Origin of the sequence: Bartonella sp. MR110HLJHH (assembly GCF_042194225.1) — a bacterium.
Classification (GTDB): domain Bacteria; phylum Pseudomonadota; class Alphaproteobacteria; order Rhizobiales; family Rhizobiaceae; genus Bartonella; species Bartonella grahamii.
In genome coordinates this window covers 38,898-54,864 of record NZ_JBHIMQ010000009.1, presented here as the reverse complement: position 1 = coordinate 54,864, position 15,967 = coordinate 38,898, and the positions used below count along the sequence as shown (strand labels likewise).

General features: G+C 35.8%; 18 protein-coding genes, 1 tRNA gene and 2 pseudogenes. 11 read left to right on the top strand and 10 right to left on the bottom strand.

Annotated elements, in window-relative coordinates; all coding sequences use genetic code 11:
• Positions 1–278: 278 nt before the first annotated feature.
• The 7 genes from ACFIKB_RS06565 (at position 279) to ACFIKB_RS06535 (ending at position 3,670) form a co-directional block, all read left to right on the top strand.
• On the top strand, positions 279–491 hold the full coding sequence (locus ACFIKB_RS06565; RefSeq protein ID WP_375636075.1) for a hypothetical protein: 213 nt from the start codon (positions 279–281) through the stop codon (positions 489–491).
• Positions 492–521: 30 nt separating this feature from the next.
• Entirely contained in the window at positions 522–737 is a 216-nt protein-coding gene (locus tag ACFIKB_RS06560; protein WP_375653096.1) for a hypothetical protein, read from the top strand.
• 307 nt (positions 738–1,044) lie between these two features.
• A complete protein-coding gene (locus tag ACFIKB_RS06555) occupies positions 1,045–1,335 on the top strand; it encodes a hypothetical protein (RefSeq protein WP_375653094.1) in 291 nt (96 codons plus the stop codon).
• A 124-nt stretch (positions 1,336–1,459) separates the two neighbouring features.
• Positions 1,460–1,627, top strand: a complete 168-nt coding sequence (rpmG, locus tag ACFIKB_RS06550) for a 50S ribosomal protein L33 (protein ID WP_004864083.1) — start codon at positions 1,460–1,462, stop codon at positions 1,625–1,627.
• Positions 1,628–1,942: 315 nt separating this feature from the next.
• A complete protein-coding gene (locus ACFIKB_RS06545) occupies positions 1,943–2,500 on the top strand; it encodes a thermonuclease family protein (protein WP_375653093.1) in 558 nt (185 codons plus the stop codon).
• 27 nt (positions 2,501–2,527) lie between these two features.
• Complete coding sequence (locus tag ACFIKB_RS06540) at positions 2,528–3,157, top strand: uracil-DNA glycosylase family protein (protein ID WP_375653092.1); 630 nt, start codon at positions 2,528–2,530, stop codon at positions 3,155–3,157.
• A 21-nt stretch (positions 3,158–3,178) separates the two neighbouring features.
• Entirely contained in the window at positions 3,179–3,670 is a 492-nt protein-coding gene (locus tag ACFIKB_RS06535) for an Lrp/AsnC family transcriptional regulator (RefSeq protein ID WP_015856433.1), read from the top strand.
• Between the two features lie 46 nt (positions 3,671–3,716).
• On the opposite strand, the gene cobT is transcribed toward ACFIKB_RS06535, so the two are convergent.
• The 3 genes from cobT to glpD all read right to left on the bottom strand — a co-directional run bounded on the left by cobT (position 3,717) and on the right by glpD (position 8,296).
• Positions 3,717–4,703 (bottom strand): nicotinate-nucleotide--dimethylbenzimidazole phosphoribosyltransferase, encoded by a 987-nt coding sequence (gene cobT / locus ACFIKB_RS06530; protein WP_375653090.1) that lies wholly within the window; start codon positions 4,701–4,703, stop codon positions 3,717–3,719.
• A gap of 385 nt (positions 4,704–5,088) precedes the next feature.
• Positions 5,089–6,069, bottom strand: a complete 981-nt coding sequence (dusA, locus tag ACFIKB_RS06525; protein ID WP_375644808.1) for a tRNA dihydrouridine(20/20a) synthase DusA — start codon at positions 6,067–6,069, stop codon at positions 5,089–5,091.
• Between the two features lie 697 nt (positions 6,070–6,766).
• A complete protein-coding gene (gene glpD / locus ACFIKB_RS06520; RefSeq protein ID WP_375647610.1) occupies positions 6,767–8,296 on the bottom strand; it encodes a glycerol-3-phosphate dehydrogenase in 1,530 nt (509 codons plus the stop codon).
• Between the two features lie 345 nt (positions 8,297–8,641).
• Here glpD and ACFIKB_RS06515 point away from each other — a divergent pair, with 345 nt between their 5' ends.
• The 4 genes from ACFIKB_RS06515 to ACFIKB_RS06500 all read left to right on the top strand — a co-directional run bounded on the left by ACFIKB_RS06515 (position 8,642) and on the right by ACFIKB_RS06500 (position 11,907).
• Positions 8,642–9,514, top strand: coding sequence for a DsbA family protein (locus tag ACFIKB_RS06515; RefSeq protein WP_375653089.1), 873 nt, complete (start codon positions 8,642–8,644; stop codon positions 9,512–9,514).
• Positions 9,515–9,756: 242 nt separating this feature from the next.
• On the top strand, positions 9,757–10,254 hold the full coding sequence (accB, locus tag ACFIKB_RS06510) for an acetyl-CoA carboxylase biotin carboxyl carrier protein (RefSeq protein WP_273787930.1): 498 nt from the start codon (positions 9,757–9,759) through the stop codon (positions 10,252–10,254).
• 14 nt (positions 10,255–10,268) lie between these two features.
• Positions 10,269–11,627 (top strand): acetyl-CoA carboxylase biotin carboxylase subunit, encoded by a 1,359-nt coding sequence (accC, locus tag ACFIKB_RS06505; RefSeq protein WP_375636065.1) that lies wholly within the window; start codon positions 10,269–10,271, stop codon positions 11,625–11,627.
• A 204-nt stretch (positions 11,628–11,831) separates the two neighbouring features.
• Positions 11,832–11,907, top strand: a tRNA-Thr gene (locus tag ACFIKB_RS06500).
• Between the two features lie 99 nt (positions 11,908–12,006).
• Here the strand turns inward: ACFIKB_RS06500 and ACFIKB_RS06495 are convergent.
• From ACFIKB_RS06495 to ACFIKB_RS06465, 7 genes and pseudogenes are all read right to left on the bottom strand, one after another.
• Positions 12,007–12,210 (bottom strand): AlpA family transcriptional regulator, encoded by a 204-nt coding sequence (locus ACFIKB_RS06495; RefSeq protein WP_005865986.1) that lies wholly within the window; start codon positions 12,208–12,210, stop codon positions 12,007–12,009.
• Between the two features lie 104 nt (positions 12,211–12,314).
• Positions 12,315–12,803, bottom strand: coding sequence for a DUF488 family protein (locus tag ACFIKB_RS06490; protein ID WP_375653088.1), 489 nt, complete (start codon positions 12,801–12,803; stop codon positions 12,315–12,317).
• Positions 12,804–12,872: 69 nt separating this feature from the next.
• A pseudogene (locus ACFIKB_RS06485) lies at positions 12,873–13,500 on the bottom strand (lambda exonuclease family protein).
• A 1-nt stretch (position 13,501) separates the two neighbouring features.
• Positions 13,502–14,311: pseudogene (locus tag ACFIKB_RS06480) on the bottom strand (ERF family protein).
• Between the two features lie 72 nt (positions 14,312–14,383).
• Positions 14,384–14,839 carry a hypothetical protein gene (locus ACFIKB_RS06475; protein ID WP_375653086.1) on the bottom strand — a complete coding sequence of 152 codons (456 nt, stop codon included), beginning with the start codon at positions 14,837–14,839 and terminating at the stop codon, positions 14,384–14,386.
• Positions 14,840–14,850: 11 nt separating this feature from the next.
• Complete coding sequence (locus tag ACFIKB_RS06470; RefSeq protein ID WP_375653085.1) at positions 14,851–15,168, bottom strand: hypothetical protein; 318 nt, start codon at positions 15,166–15,168, stop codon at positions 14,851–14,853.
• Between the two features lie 12 nt (positions 15,169–15,180).
• The gene (locus ACFIKB_RS06465; protein ID WP_375653084.1) at positions 15,181–15,939 is read right to left on the bottom strand and encodes an antA/AntB antirepressor family protein; all 759 of its coding nucleotides are present in this window, start codon (positions 15,937–15,939) and stop codon (positions 15,181–15,183) included.
• Positions 15,940–15,967 lie beyond the last annotated feature (28 nt).

Sequence of the window (15,967 nt, the reverse complement as noted above, 5' to 3'; positions counted from 1 at the left end):
TTTAGTATACAAGAGGATGAATTTTATTGTTATCTCTATAATAACCACATAAAAATCTTGCAGTTTTTTATACTCAGGGAATGAGAAAAACTGCAAAGAATAGTTTGGTCTCCCTTTCATTTCAGCTCATCTTTTTATTGTTTAAATCAACAAAAGTACCTTAAGCCATTCTCATGAAAAAAAAGCTTTTGACTCTCAAAACAATTCTTTGCGTGCAATTATTGTAGCTATTGTAACTATTGGCACCGTTGGAACAGCATTGGGAATAGGAACACAACTTGTCTCTCTCTCTTCTTATGGCAGAGAAAGGTATTTCCAATAGTATGATCGGCTATAGTGGAACTGTTGGTGGATTTGCCACAATTGTTGCAGCTATTTTTACTTCTCGAATCGCCTTATGCTTAGGCATTTCTAAAACGATATTATTTATGATGGCCATAGGATCTTTAAGTTTTTTAGGATTCTATTTTTTTGAATCCATATGGATTTAGTTCATTTTAAGGTTTATATTACATTTTACTATGACAGTTATGTTTATCCTATCAAAGTTTTGGATCAACAGTTATGCTCCCCCTAAAAGACGTGGTTTTGTTCTTTCCATTTATGCTATTGTCCTAGGATTAGGGTTTGCGGTAGGTCCAATGCTATTAGCAAAAGTGGGAACACAAGGATTTATTCCTTTTGCTGTTGGTTATAGTCTTATTATATTGGCTGCTATCCCAATTCTTGCCGCTTGAAATTAAGTCCAGAATTTCAAAAAAGCCAATATACACCATTTTTTCGTTATCTTTTTCACGTTCCAAGCGCAATGATGGCAGTACTTGTTTACGGTGCTATTCAAATGGGCGCATTAACTCTTATTACACCCTTTAGTTTATCCATTGGTTATAATGAGAATGAAGCAGCACACTTTATGGCAACCCTTGTGCTCGGAAATGTTTTCCTCTTAATTCCTATCAGCATTAGGAGTATATAAGCGATTATGCCAAAGATCGACGCTATCCGCTGATAAGTTGCGCTATCTTAGGTTTTTTGGGAACTTTCATGGTACCATGGATCATTCAATATCCATGGATTCTGATGCTTGATCTGTTCCTTCTTGGTGGTGTATCAGCGAACCTTTATACAATCGGCCTTGCACATCTAGGGGCACGTCTCAAGGGACAAGAACTTGCTACTGCTAATTCTGCTTTTATTTTTTGCTATAGAATTGGTATGCTTATCGGGCCGACCTTTATCGGAAAATCCATGGATATCTTTAATCCTTTCGGTTTTTCAATAGCTATGGCTGTTTTTTTAGTTTATATATCACTTTGGTGTTTGTCCAACTTATGAGAAAATTAATCAGCTCTTGACTTTTTTGAGAACATCCGTAGTGTTGCTGGAGAATCTGATGACATCAGAAATAGGTTTTGATAGCAAAATAATATTTTTTCAGTATAAATAGGGTTCTTACATTATGGCTAAAGCAGCAACCATTAAGATCAAGCTTTTATCAACTGCAGATACCGGTTTTTTCTATGTAACAAAGAAAAACAGCCGTACAATGACAGATAAAATGAGCAAGCGTAAATATGATCCAGTTGTAAAAAAGCACGTTGAATTTAAAGAAACAAAAATTAAATAAATAGATGTTATACTCCAAAAGAAATGTGGGGATATTGCTCTTCAAAGTTATTTTTTGAGGGGCGTTTTTTTGTTTCCTTAAGTTTAAAAAGTTTACTTTAAAATTTGTATGTTTTGTACGGTTTTGAATAAGTTGATTTATTATTTAAGTTGCTTACATATATTCTAAATGAGTATTTGATTATTGTGATATCTAACAAAAATTTTGTCATTAAAACGAGACATTGTTTCGTCATACGAATGAAATTTCTCGGATGAATTATAAGCAATACTAAAATAGAGTGCGTTATAATAATGTTAGTAGTTTCTTGGTTTTATGAAAAAAAATTCTTATTTTAATTTAAGAAGCTTAAAAAAAATCACTGGTTTCAGTATTTTTTTTGCTGCTAGCATTCTTATTGTTATGTCAATTTATTTTAAGCAAAATCAGCCGTTGCCTCAAAAAGAAAAATTTTCTTCTCAAAACTCTGTTAAAGGAAATGCAGTAATCATTGATGGTGATTCCATCATGATTTCTTCAATTAGGATTCGACTGATTGGAATTGATGCTCCTGAACTCCACCAATTTTGTGGAAGAAAAGAGGAACGCTACCCTTGTGGACTTGAGGCTAAAAAATATTTAGAACAACTACTAGAAAATCAAACTGTTACATGTTACTGGCATAAAACAGATCAATACCGTCGTATTCTTGCAACATGTAAAACAAAACAAGTTAGCAATATCAATGCAACGCTTGTACATAATGGTTGGGCTGTAAGTTATTATGAATACCCTAAAGAAGAACAAGAAGCTAGGAAGAAAAAGAAAGGAATATGGGCATCAAGTTTTCAACGACCGCGAGAATGGCGCAAAGCAAATCCTCGCACTGAATAAAAAAATATTTTTTAATTTCATTGACCAATGAAACGATGTAATCAGATTATTAAACTTGAAAAAAAAATCTATTCCTGTCGTGTTTGTATCCAACAGCCACATTATTTTCCTCCTCTTCCTCACGAACCAAATCCCGTCGTTTATTTATCCGATACGGCTTCGATTGCAATTGCAGGACAAGCACCAGGATTGCGTGTCCATAAAACTTCTATCCCTTTTAATGATCACTCTGGCAAAAGGCTACGTGATTGGCTGGGGGTAACGAAAGAAGAATTTTATAACAAATCCCTTTTTGCTATTGTTCCTATGGGATTTTGTTTTCCAGGTTATGACAACAATAAAGCTGATTTACCACCAAGGCGTGAATGTCGAGAAATATGGCATGAAAAGATATTTCAAGCGATGCCTCAAATAAAGCTTGTTCTTGCTATTGGCAGTTATGCGCAAAAGTGGCATATTACAGAATTAAAACATAAAACTGTTTCAGCAACCGTTAGTGATTGGAGAAATATTCTTTCCATCCCCCAACCTCAAGGCTATAATGTTATGCCTTTGCCTCATCCATCATGGCGAAATACTTCTTGGTTACAGAAAAACCCATGGTTTAACGATGAGCTTATTGTATATCTGCGTCGTTTAGTGCGTAAATTTTTATAAATTAAAATATTGAGAAAAAATATGGATCGTCTTGACCGAAAAATTTTACATCTTTTGCAAGAAAATGCGACACTTTCTGTTGCTGATATTGCTAAAAAAGTGGGACTTTCGACCACTCCTTGCTGGCGTAGAATTCAAAAACTTGAAGAAGATGGTGTCATTCAGCGTCGTGTTGCCGTTCTTTCTCCAGAAAAAGTAAATGCGCATGTCACTGTTTTTGTGTCTATTCGCACAAACACACATAGTCATGAATGGTTTAAGCGTTTTTCAAAAATTGTGCAAGAATTCCGTGAAGTCATTGAATTTTATCGAATGAGCGGAGATATTGACTATTTATTGCGTGTTGTTGTGCCCAATATTGAAGCTTATGATCTTTTTTATAAAAAATTAATTTCTAAAATTGACATCCGTGATGTCTCATCTTCTTTCGCAATGGAACAGATTAAATATACAACGGAACTTCCACTCAATTATATTAAATTACACGACAAGACGCATGAACAAAACTCTTAAGAGTTTTTTATATCGTCTCATTCTTTTAGGCATTCAAACTTTCTTGTTAAAAAACCACCGTTTGTGCATGTGTTAAAACAGCAGCTTTGACAATACCAGCTGCCATAGCTGCTCCTGTCCCTTCACCAAGACGCATCCCCAAATCAAGAAGTGGTTCTTTGCCAATTTTTTTTAAAAGTTTACGATGAGCTGCCTCAGAAGAAACATGTCCAACAAGGGTATGATCAAGAGCTTTTGGATGCATTTTATAAAGGACCGCAGCAGCTGCTGTTGCCACAAAACCGTCTAAAATCACGGGTATTTTTTCTATTCTTGCTGCTAAAATAGCACCAACCATAGCAGCAATTTCACGTCCTCCTAAGCGACGCATTATCTCAAAAGGATCATTAAAATAATCCTTATGTAAAGAAATGGCTGTCTTAACCGCTGCGATTTTACGCTGATAAAAATCACCTTCTGATTCCATACCATTTTCTGTCCATTCTTCCACTTCTCCTCCAAACAATGCTAAGCATAAAGCTGAAGCTATTGTTGTGTTTCCAATTCCCATTTCTCCAATACATAAAAGATCTGTCCCACCCGCAATGGATTCCATTCCAAATGCCATTGTAGCAGCTGCACTCCGCTCATCCATTGCAGCATCCTTCGTAATATTCATTGTTGGATATTCCAATGCTAAATCAAATATTTTTAATCCAAGATCATAAGCAATACAAATTTGATTAATAGCAGCTCCACCAGATGCAAAATTTTGCACCATCTTTTGTGTCATAGATTGTGGAAATGGTGTAACATTTTCTTCTACTATACCATGGTTTCCAGAAAAAATAGCGACCAAAGGTCGCGTTACGATAGGTTTTTCTGTGCCCCTCCATCCCGCATACCAAACAGCAATGTCTCCCAGTTTTCCCAATGTTCCTTGCTCTTTTGTTAAGTTTTTTTGCCGTTTTTTTGCCAAGATTATAGAAAACTCATCAGCAACAGGTAAATTTGTAAGCAAAGCACGAAAATCATCAAATGGACTAGCGGTCATAAGGATACCTTTTAAAATCTACAATGTTTATGAAAATCACGTCATATATACAGGATATGAATAATTTATTGTTTTTTTAAACAGTGCTTTAAAAACGTTAAATATTATGAAAGCAATGATTTCTATTTTCTAATCAAATAACGAACATGAAAGATTTAAAATATTATCAATATGTTATTACTATTTTTACATTATGCTCTTAACCTATTTCTCTATTAAATAGAAGCAATCAGCATGTTGTTTAATATATAAATTCTAACATTCCTTCTATAACAAAAGTTGCAAATTTTCAGAAACTTATAAAATCGAAGGGATCAAAATGATCATAAAGAAATCAAAACACAAAGGATCTCAATTTTAACATATGTTAATTGTCAGGCTGTTATTAAATGAGAGCATAAAAAGCTTCTTTTAAAATACATATATCTGCATTTGGTTTTGTTGCGTCATTTGATAATATTTGCCTCCATCGACGTGCCCCACCCCGCCCATGAAATAAACCAATCATGTGACGCGTCACATGAGAAAGCCGCCCTCCCGATGCAATATGTCGAGCCGCATAATCACACATAACCTCAATAAGATCACTCTCACTCAGATTATTTTGCGCCTCATCATAGAGTTCAAAATCAATATGTTTTAACAAAGCTGGATCATGATAAACTTGGCGACCAAGCATGACAGCATCACAGAAAGTTAAGTGTTCTTTGATCTCATCAATCGATTTAATTCCACCATTTATCCCAATGAATTTATGAGGATATTTACGTTTTAATTTATAAACCCTTTCATAATTAAGGGGCGGAATATTACGATTTTCTTTCGGACTCAATCCTTGTAGCCATGCCTTGCGTGCATGTATCCAGAGCGCATCACATCCAGCATTCCAAACCTGATTAGCCAAAAGATCTAACGCTAACTCTTCATCTTGTTCGTCCACTCCAATCCGACATTTGACAGTTACTGGTATAGTAACCTCTCGTTTCATCGCTTCCACGGCATTTGCCACAATGTCTGGATGTAGCATCAAACAAGCCCCAAAGACACCAGCTTGAACACGATTTGATGGGCAACCGACATTGAGATTTATTTCGTTGTAGCCAAAATCTTCAGCAATTCGTGCAGCTTCTGCTAACTTTTTCGGATCTGCCCCCCCTAATTGTAATGCAACTGGGCGTTCTTTATCGCTAAAAGCCAACAATTGTTTGCGAACACCATGAATGACAGAATCTGCTACCATCATTTCCGTATAAAGGAGTGCTTTTTTCGTTAAAAGACGATAAAAAAACCTGCAATGTCGGTCTGTCCAATCCAACATTGGTGCTACTGCAAATTTTACAGGCGATGGAAGGTTGTAAAATATCATGAGGGTATTACTCTCATATCCCTATAGCTCTCTCTCTTTATACATAGAAAAATACTTACTTTTAGTTTACGGAAATTTTTATTCCCTTATACTATCATGAGTATAATAACAGCCCATTATCTTCAATTGATATAAAGGTTTACTACAATCAATCATGATAAAACACAATATGGCATTTCTCATAGATTAGTGTTCAGGTATATAAACATGAAAAAATTTTTCACTATAATATAAAAAACTCATTTACAATTTCTTCTTACGCTCATCAAGCCTCTATCCTTACATGATTTAGCGCAGCGTTTAAGATAATAAACGATAAACTAAAACATTGTACAATTTTTCAGAATAGATTTAATTTTCTTTAGATTTTTTTAACTTATTGTGCAAATAAACGCTACAGAAAGTACTTTTATCTTCTCCTCAAGAAAGAACAAAAATCCTTATTTCACACGAATCTAATTATAAATCATTTTTTCTCAATGAGTTATTCTTGGTAATATTCTTGGATTTCACTTTATAAGATAGATAAATTCCATCCTAAATGTTTTATCTAATTTTACCATTTTATGATTCTTGCAAAAAAACTAAAATTAGGGCATAGACAATCATTGTCTTTTTAATATGTATGATTGACATCAGTATCTCTTGAAGGAAAATATTTTACAATATTGCAGATAAAATTTGTAAAATGAAATGATCATAAACGTTGTTCAATCTCTTGTTTGCTTTGCATATAGGAAGAAAGAATGTCAACCTCTTGTTCATTAAATAGGAGACCAAGTTTTGAACGACGCCATAACACATCTTCACATGCTTTAGCCCATTCTTTTTCCATCAACCATTTTACTTCTACTTCATAAAGCCCATGTCCAAAATCTTTTCCTCTATTTGCCTCACCATGTTCAAATATCACTAATGCTTCCGTACCATAGGAGCGTGCAAGCCTGCGATGTGTAAAAGCATCTAAATCTGGCATCAAAAGAGCAATCTTATTTTCGATTATATCTAATTGATTATAGGGAAAATCACCCCCTGGAAGTACTGTTTTAGCTGTCCATGATGCTCCCTTTTTACCAAGCGCTTTTTCAACAAATTTCATCGCATCTTCAGCCAACTTACGATAAGTTGTAATCTTTCCTCCGTAAAGATTAAGAATCTTTGGTGTTGTTCCTGTTCCCATTTCTTTTAAAACATAATCGCGCGTAATTTCTTGTGCTTTTGAAGCTCCATCATTATAGAGTGGACGAACTCCAGAGTAAGACCAGACAATTGTTTCAGGTAACACTGGTTGTATGAAATATTCACTGGCTGCTGCACAAATGTAATCAATTTCTGTATCAGTAATATGAACGTCAGCCGGATCTCCTTGATAATTACAATCTGTTGTTCCAAGCAAGGTAAATTCTTCTTGATACGGAATAGCAAATATAATACGCCCATCACCATTTTGAAAAATATAAGCACGATCATGAGTATAAAGCTTGGGAACCAAAATATGAGAACCTCTAACAAGTCGTACTGGTGGATGTTCTTTACAGTCTAATATGTTTGCTAAAACATGATCAATCCAAGGTCCTGTCATATTCGCGACATAAGAAGCTGTGACACTATATTCTTTACTACTTAACTTGTCTTGAAGAACGATACGCCATTTATTGCCTTCTTTTTTTAAAGAGAGAACTTCTGTTCGTACTTTTATATCAGCTCCCCACTTTTCTGCATCACGAGCATTGCCAATAACTAAACGCGCATCGTCTACTCTTGCATCAGAATATTCAAAACCTCTCTGATATTCTTTCTTCAGTGTAGAGCAAAATTTTTTTGAAAAATTAATCGTTTTACTGCGCCACAATTTCTGATTCCAATTCCCTAAATAATCATAAATAAAAAGTCCAAAACGCAACATCCAAGCAGGACGCAATTCTTTATGATAGGGAAGAAGAAAACGCAAAGGACGCACAATATGTGGAGCCATACGTAAAATGATCTCGCGTTCTTTCAATGCTTCACGAACAAGTTTGAACTCATAGTGTTCAAGATAACGAAGCCCACCATGAATAAGCTTTGTTGACGCACTTGAGGTCCCAGATGCAAGATCGTTCATTTCAGCCAATCCCACTTTAAATCCGCGTCCTGCTGCATCTCTTGCCAATCCACACCCGTTTATCCCTCCCCCAATGATAAACAGCTCATAATGTGTTGTGGTTTTCATAATTTCACTTTTCATTATTTAATTTTGTTTCTCAGTACTCAATAAAGCAATAGGAAAAAATAATACAAGTGTTCTTCATTGTATTATCAACGTACTTTTTCCTAAAATAAACACGCACAAAAAGCTTTTGATACCCTTACACATCAAAACAACATTTGACAAATTAAAGAGAATTTTTTTATCTTTTACAAAAAATAATCCTTGCCAAGCCAAGGTTCATCATATGAAGTCTTTTTAGAGAAAAATTGATGTTTTTTCTCATTCTTAAATACACACTATAGCTAAATGCTTTATTGCACATAGATAACGCTTTTCATATAGTTCACTCAATGACACACTAGGAAATGTGAAGGTATACAGATGACTCATCCCTCTCAAAATTCGAAAATAACACCTCTTTCAAAAATTTTAGTCCCAGTTATGTCGAGTATTTTAATCTTTTTACCTTCTTTATCAAACGCAACATCACACTCAAAAACAGCAAATCATTTAAGCTTAGAAAAGCTTAAAACACAACTTTTGGAAGATTCTAGCTTTTTATCTAAGCTTAAAGAAAAAATGATACCATATAATGATTCTCATCATATTCAACAAATTGTCAGAGAGTACCTTCTTACTCATCCAGAAGTTCTGATTGAAATGCAGCTTATTCTTCAAGATAAGCTGGAAAAACAGAACGAATACGAAAACAAAATACAAACTTCTGTCATCCATTTATTAGAAAAAGAAATTTTTCATTCTCCTCATGACGCCGTTTTGGGAAACCAAAATGGTAAAAAAGTGCTTGTCAATTTTTTTGATTACAACTGTGGATATTGTAAAAGTTCCTATTCACATATAGAAGACTTGATAAAAGAATATCCAGATTTAAAGGTTATTATTAAGGATTTACCAATTTTAAGCTCTGATTCTATGGCAGCCCATACTGTTGCCTACGTATTTCGAAAACAATTTCCAGAGAAATATCCTCAGTTTCACAAAACGCTTTTAATGTATCAGGGCCGCGCAAATGAAGCTAAAGCTATTAAAGTAGCTGTTTCATTAGGAGCAGATGAAAAAAAACTACGTAATGCAATAAAAGATCCCACTCTACAAAACGCTTTTAAAGAAAATATCCAAATTGCCTCTAAACTTCATATTACGGGAACACCTTCTTACATTATTGGTAATAAAATATTCATTGGCGCAGCCAGACAAGATACTCTAAAACAAGCGATAGACAACACACGGTGAATACCTGATCAGTTTTAGGAAGAATACTGTAAATGAGGTAATTTTATGCTTTCTCTTTTTTGATAACAGGCTTATAAGTGCAATTTTGCGTAAAGCAGATACGAGTTTTAAATTGCAAAGTATAATGATTTAAAGGAAATAAAAATCTTTAAAGCCTCAAAAGATATCATCCCTAATCTAGAGATATGCAGTCATAAAATGAGATAATGACGATCTTCATTGATCAAGGAGTTAGAAATAAAATGGCAACAAAAAAAATGGATTCGGCAAAAACCGCAATTGATACGAAAATTATTCGTGATCTTGCTGAAATTTTGAATGATACCAATTTAACGAACATTGAAGTTGAACAAGGGGAGCTTCGTATTTGTGTCTCACGTCAAAATACCTTAACTTCTTCTGAGCAAGCCATCTATGCTCCTGTTTCTACTCCTACTTTTTCTGTAACATCTTCTCCAGTCCCAACAACTGAATCTCCTATACAATCTATCCAAGAAGATAAATCAAAAAACACAATAACCTCTCCGATGGTTGGAACAGCTTATCTTGCACCTTCACCAGGCGCGCAACCTTTTGTAGAAGTAGGACAAAATGTTTCTGAAGGGGAGACATTACTTATTATTGAAGCCATGAAAACAATGAATCAAATTTCATCACCACGCTCAGGCACGGTAACCACTGTTCTTGTCAAAGATGGCCAACCTGTTGAATTTGGTGAACCACTTATTATTGTTGAATAAAGCGAGGGGCAACCATGATTCGAAAAATACTCATTGCTAATCGGGGAGAAATTGCTCTTCGCGTTTTGCGTGCATGTAAAGAACTTGGCATAAAAACCGTGGCTGTTCACTCTACCGCTGATGCAGATGCAATGCATGTTCGTCTTGCTGACGAAAGCGTTTGTATTGGACCTCCTCCTGCTCGCGATTCTTATTTGAGTATTCAGCAAATTATTGCTGCTTGTGAAATTACAGGAGCTGATGCTGTTCATCCAGGTTATGGCTTTCTTTCTGAAAATGCAAAATTTGCAGATGTTCTAGAAGCCCATGATATTACATTCATCGGTCCAACAGCTACTCATATCCGAATCATGGGCGATAAAATCGAAGCAAAGAAAACCGCTAAAAAACTTGGTATTCCTGTAGTTCCCGGTTCAGATGGAGCAGTCACTGAAGAATCAGATGCTTTACGCACTGCTCGTGAAATTGGTTATCCAGTTATTATCAAAGCTTCTGCCGGTGGTGGTGGACGTGGTATGAAAGTCGTTCATTCTGAACAAGAATTTTCTATAGCTCTCAAAACAACGCGTTCAGAAGCGAAAGCTGCTTTTGGTGATGACGCTGTTTACATAGAGAAATATTTAGAAAAACCCCGTCATATTGAAATTCAAGTCATAGGTGATGGTGCGGGAAATGCTATTCATTTAGGAGAACGCGATTGTTCACTTCAACGACGGCATCAAAAAGTATGGGAAGAAGCTACATCACCTGCACTTAACGAATCTGAACGGAAAAAAATTGGCAGTATTGTTGCAAATGCCTGTGCCCAACTTGGATATCGTGGAGCTGGTACTGTTGAATTTCTTTATGAAAATGGTGAATTTTATTTTATTGAAATGAATACGCGTTTACAAGTCGAACATCCTGTAACTGAAGAAATTACGGGTATAGATTTAGTCCATGAACAAATCCATATTGCATCAGGCTGCAAGCTTTCAGTGACACAAGATGATGTCTGTTTTTCTGGTCATGCCATTGAATGCCGTATTAATGCAGAAGATCCTATTAACTTTACGCCATCACCTGGAACCATTACACATTTTCATACACCTGGAGGTTTAGGGATTCGTGTTGATTCAGGTGCTTATTCAGGTTATCGTATCCCTCCTTATTATGATAGTATGATTGGAAAGCTGATTGTTCATGGACGTACCCGTTTAGAATGTATGATGCGTTTACGGCGTGCTTTAGATGAATTTGTCGTCGATGGGATAAAAACTACACTACCTCTTTTTCGCGATCTTATTAATAATCAAGATGTTGCTGATGGTAATTATAATATTCACTGGCTAGAAAAATACCTTGCTCATCAATCAAAGTCTTCAGATTCGTAATTCGATAGCAAAATGGTGAATTCCTATAAAAGATTCTATAAGATATCAACATAAGGATAATTCCAACCTTGCTGTAAAAAGTGGTAAAAGAGGAAATAGATTGGTTATTTTTTATTTGTTATACAGTTTTCTTTTAATATGTACAAAATTTGATAATTTTCTGTTTTCCTTTTTGCGAGTTTGTGCTAACTCCTACGTGGTTACGCCCTTATAGCTCAGTTGGTAGAGCACCTGATTTGTAATCAGGGGGTCGGGAGTTCGAGTCTCTCTGGGGGCACCATTTTATATCTTCAACATATTGAAATATATAGATTTTTTCTTTAAATAGCCATTTTCAGACCACCTTTTAGACCACCTTCTACAGTTTATATAATTTTACCTAATTTGTTCTTATTTGCTCCTTATTTTTCTTTGGGGTGAAGGCTAAGATCTCTTTTTTTCTCCATCTCACTGCTCTCCCTAGCTTATATGGCTCCGGAAACAACCCCTGAAGCACCCAATTGCGAATCGTTGTTGTGGATACACTAAAAAGCTGTGCACACTCACGTGTTGTTACATATCTATCTCCATCATCAAATATCATCTCATTTCCTTTCTCTTTTTTATGTTAATTAAATGGGTGGGGGTGCTAGGAGGCATTTGTGAAGAGAAGCACCCCCATATGTAAAAAATCTGTAAGTTTATTTTTTAGATGTGCTTAATTTCATATTTCCAATCAGGCAATTGAGTGAGAGCTAATGCGAGTTTTCCTCTGTGACATATGCATACATTGGCTTCAAAACAGGTGATTGCAACGCGCTTTTTGTTTAAAAAAATTTGATATAATTTGTTTATTGCACAAGAATTATTCTTGAGAGTTGTATTTTGATAATCTTCAAAAAGGCGGTCATAATCTTTTTGTGTTTTCAAATTTCTTCGTTTTTCAGAAGTAATTCCAAGTTCAGGCATATGCATATATTCAATATCAATGTTGCTTACAGCTTGCTCTAATTGTCTTTTTGAAAATCCGTGTTTTCTACTTATTGGATTTTTACGAACATCACATAAAGTTTTGATATTGTTTTCTATGAGACAACTAAGATAATTCTCAAGGGACCTACCTTCATAGCCAATGGTAAAAAAACAAAATTCCTTATCTTTAGCAGGCTGTATGATAATATGTTTGGTGTTACACACGTTTAATTTCCTTGGTAAATGGGTGGGGGTGCTTAAGCAAGAGGAGAAGGAGAGAGCACCCCCATAGGCTTAAGAAGCTTTTGCCAAAATCTTTTGCATCTCTTGTTCTATTTCCCCTAAAAAGATTTCGACCGCTTTATTGATCTCTTCAATGTGTTTCTCATCACGTTTGACGCGTTTGATTTTCATTCTCAAACCAGTAGATTTATTTGCCTACAAAATTTGGATTATAGCTAATGAAATCACACCACTTTCGTCCTGTACAAGTCATTTGGAATTGCATTTGTGCGTGATAGTCTGGTTTAATTTCGTCATAAATAAAAAAACGAAGATGGGTTGTTGATTGTGGACATTTGACTTCGATTAAACCGTCCTCTCCAATCAACCCATCAGGACTAGCCCCCGCCATTTCCATTTTGGGGTGGGAGATAAACCCGCATCTTGTGACTTCTGCGTCATAAATGAATTCATATTCTCTTAAGGCATTCTCTTCATGTTCAATGCCCCATTGCATAGCAGGTGTTGTATAAGATTGGCTTATTTCCTCTATTAAGCGTTCTGCCATGAGTTTCGTTTTGTAGTCTTCATATTTGCTTGTAGGCAAACCTTTTGCTGTCTTACTGAGTACGTTGTAAACGTTTGAAGCAGTGACTTTTCCTAGCCTTGCTTGAAACCATTCTGCTGTTCGTTGCTCCATCTCACATCGCCGTTTGTTGTTGAGTTGGTGCATATTCAATATCTTGTATAGGTGCATCTAATTGCTCTTGTTGTGCTTTATTCATTTGCTTTCGTTGCTTTTTTTTCAAAGAAAACAAAGCGGGTTGTGCTTGTTTATAAGACATATCTGTTAGATTTTTTACTCCTATGAAAGAGAGAAGCCTACTTTCTTCAGATTGTGTTTTTTTAATTAATTATTTGATTTCATTCATCTGTTCAGGAGAGATACCTGCAAGAAGCGTGTTGCCATCTGTATCGTCTTCTTTTCTTGCAACATTAAGAAGCATGCCTAAGAGATATCTACGTGCGTAGGTGAGAGTAGAACCAACCGCTTGTGTGTTATTTTTGCTCCCTGTAGCATCAAAAGGAAAGGTTCCTTCTGTTGATATTTCATTGCCCGATATATGTTTTAAAGTCATTTCTACAGTTATGTCATTTGAACTCTGGTCTTTGATACGAGAGAACAAGGCAAAGTGATGTGTTGCAAGAGGTTCTTTGATTGCATCAATATATTTATCAAGCGTTGTATAGAGGCTTTTAGTATGTGTATTAATGGCGTTTTGTTCGATATCTTTGTATTCCATTTGCATAGCAGAAAGATCACGGACAAAGTTTTGACGCTCTTGTCGTTTTATCTCTTGTTCTCGCAATTCAAGAAGACGCTTGAGACGATCCATATCGACATCATTTTCTAAAGCTCTTTCTAAAATAAGCTCCATAGCTGTAGGTTTGATTTCACAATCGTTCATTTTTTCCACTAATTCCGTTTGTGTGGTACTTAGTTCACTCATCTTGATTTCCTCCATTGCGCGCAATTCACCCGTGGCGTGAATCACGCTGGTGTTAAAAGTTTGTTTGTGTTGCTAGAAAGGAATGTCACCCTTTGTTGAAGAGTCGCCGTTCTGAGCGGTCATAGTTTGTTTACAAGCTTCTGAATTATCATAAATTTTTGTATCGCCATAAATTCTTGAATTACTATTGATAACCACATTTCCATAAATTTCTACGCTCCCCAAAATATGACCTCCATATATTTTGACGTTATTATAAATTTTTGCATTTCCAAAAATCTCTGCATTATAAGCAACTTGTGCGTTATCAAAAACCTTAGCGCTATCGTAAATATTGGCAAACAAATACGCCTTGGCATCATTATAAATCCAACAATCGTTTTCATGACTTAAATTGTCTTCATGCTCTATAAAGCCGCCAAGATCACCTTTCTTGACGTCCCCCAAATCTCTCAATGCGCGAATGCGGCGGAGCGTTTTGCGCCCAATTTCGATTGTTTCATCTGTCAGTTCATATTTCTTTTCCATGGTTTTTGCCTCTACCTTAAGATAGCATCACTTCCATAAAATGCTGTTTTGTCAGCTACTATGGCATTACCACCAACTTTTGCGTTATTATAAACTTCGGCATCATCATAAACCTTAGCATTTTCATAAACTTTGGCATTTTCATAAACCCACGCCTCACCACCAACCCAGCAATTGTCATCATGGCTAAGATTTCTTTCACTCTCTACCCAGCCACCAAGATCACCTTTTTTAACATCTCCAAAGTCTTTTAATGCACGGATACGGTAAAGCGTTATTCTATCAACTTTAATTGTCTCATCAGTCAGTTCGTATTTCTTTTTTATCATAATAACCTCCTCTTAATGCATGCTTTGTCTTTTAAGCTCTTGAGACAGCACACCAATTCCTTTTGCTGTGATTTTTGCGCAAGGAATGACTTTTTCTATTCCACTTGCGGTTTGAAGTGTGATGGTTGGACAATCCATAAGTTTCTTTTGGATTTTGTCTTGGTAAGGAAGCAAATTTCCACCTGCTGCTCGTCTGTAAACCCAACCTTTTTTCTGTAAGAAGAGAATGAACTGTTTTGGTTGCATCTCGAGTATTTTAGCGGCTTCTGTAAGACCGAAGAGTCCATTATGGCGCTGTAAGCTTTCAAGAGCCATTGCCTTTGGTTTAAGGGTACTCACTTCACTTTTTAAAGTCTCTAATTGTGTGACGCTTTCTAAAAGCAGTTTTTTCACAAAGAGAGGGGCTTCTAACGCGTTTGCAAGGTCCAAAGGTTTCTTTGCACGCCGTTCACATTCAATAAAATATTGACGGGCTTGTTTACCTTTTTCATTACGCTCTACCATGGCGAGCTCTTTTGCCATGTCTAATGTGAGGTGATAGTCTATAGCTGTAACAGCTCTAGATTTTGCGCTCCCCAATTTTGGGGACCGCAAATCTTGTGTTTTTATGAAATCATTTCCCTCTTCAAATTCATATTGATGAATACGGTCCTTAATCCAAGTAGAGAAATCTTTCCCAATTTCCAAAAATGCATGTAACTCACGTGCGTTGACCGTTTGAACGGTTTCGTGTTTGATTGTATTTTGTTGGATAGCAATAGGCTTTTCCATTACAAACCTCATATTGATGGGATTGATG

Bases quoted from the DNA above. Each gene is read 5' to 3' on its own strand.
- ACFIKB_RS06560 (WP_375653096.1), top strand. From the start codon at position 522: ATGACAGTTATGTTTATCCTATCAAAGTTTTGGATCAACAGTTATGCT.
- ACFIKB_RS06555 (WP_375653094.1), top strand. From the start codon at position 1,045: ATGGTACCATGGATCATTCAATATCCATGGATTCTGATGCTTGATCTG.
- rpmG (WP_004864083.1), top strand. From the start codon at position 1,460: ATGGCTAAAGCAGCAACCATTAAGATCAAGCTTTTATCAACTGCAGAT.
- ACFIKB_RS06545 (WP_375653093.1), top strand. From the start codon at position 1,943: ATGAAAAAAAATTCTTATTTTAATTTAAGAAGCTTAAAAAAAATCACT.
- ACFIKB_RS06540 (WP_375653092.1), top strand. From the start codon at position 2,528: ATGAAACGATGTAATCAGATTATTAAACTTGAAAAAAAAATCTATTCC.
- ACFIKB_RS06535 (WP_015856433.1), top strand. From the start codon at position 3,179: ATGGATCGTCTTGACCGAAAAATTTTACATCTTTTGCAAGAAAATGCG.
- cobT (WP_375653090.1), bottom strand. From the start codon at position 4,703: ATGACCGCTAGTCCATTTGATGATTTTCGTGCTTTGCTTACAAATTTA.
- dusA (WP_375644808.1), bottom strand. From the start codon at position 6,069: ATGATATTTTACAACCTTCCATCGCCTGTAAAATTTGCAGTAGCACCA.
- glpD (WP_375647610.1), bottom strand. From the start codon at position 8,296: ATGAAAAGTGAAATTATGAAAACCACAACACATTATGAGCTGTTTATC.
- ACFIKB_RS06515 (WP_375653089.1), top strand. From the start codon at position 8,642: ATGACTCATCCCTCTCAAAATTCGAAAATAACACCTCTTTCAAAAATT.
- accB (WP_273787930.1), top strand. From the start codon at position 9,757: ATGGCAACAAAAAAAATGGATTCGGCAAAAACCGCAATTGATACGAAA.
- accC (WP_375636065.1), top strand. From the start codon at position 10,269: ATGATTCGAAAAATACTCATTGCTAATCGGGGAGAAATTGCTCTTCGC.
- ACFIKB_RS06495 (WP_005865986.1), bottom strand. From the start codon at position 12,210: ATGATATTTGATGATGGAGATAGATATGTAACAACACGTGAGTGTGCA.
- ACFIKB_RS06475 (WP_375653086.1), bottom strand. From the start codon at position 14,839: ATGGAAAAGAAATATGAACTGACAGATGAAACAATCGAAATTGGGCGC.
- ACFIKB_RS06470 (WP_375653085.1), bottom strand. From the start codon at position 15,168: ATGATAAAAAAGAAATACGAACTGACTGATGAGACAATTAAAGTTGAT.
- ACFIKB_RS06465 (WP_375653084.1), bottom strand. From the start codon at position 15,939: ATGGAAAAGCCTATTGCTATCCAACAAAATACAATCAAACACGAAACC.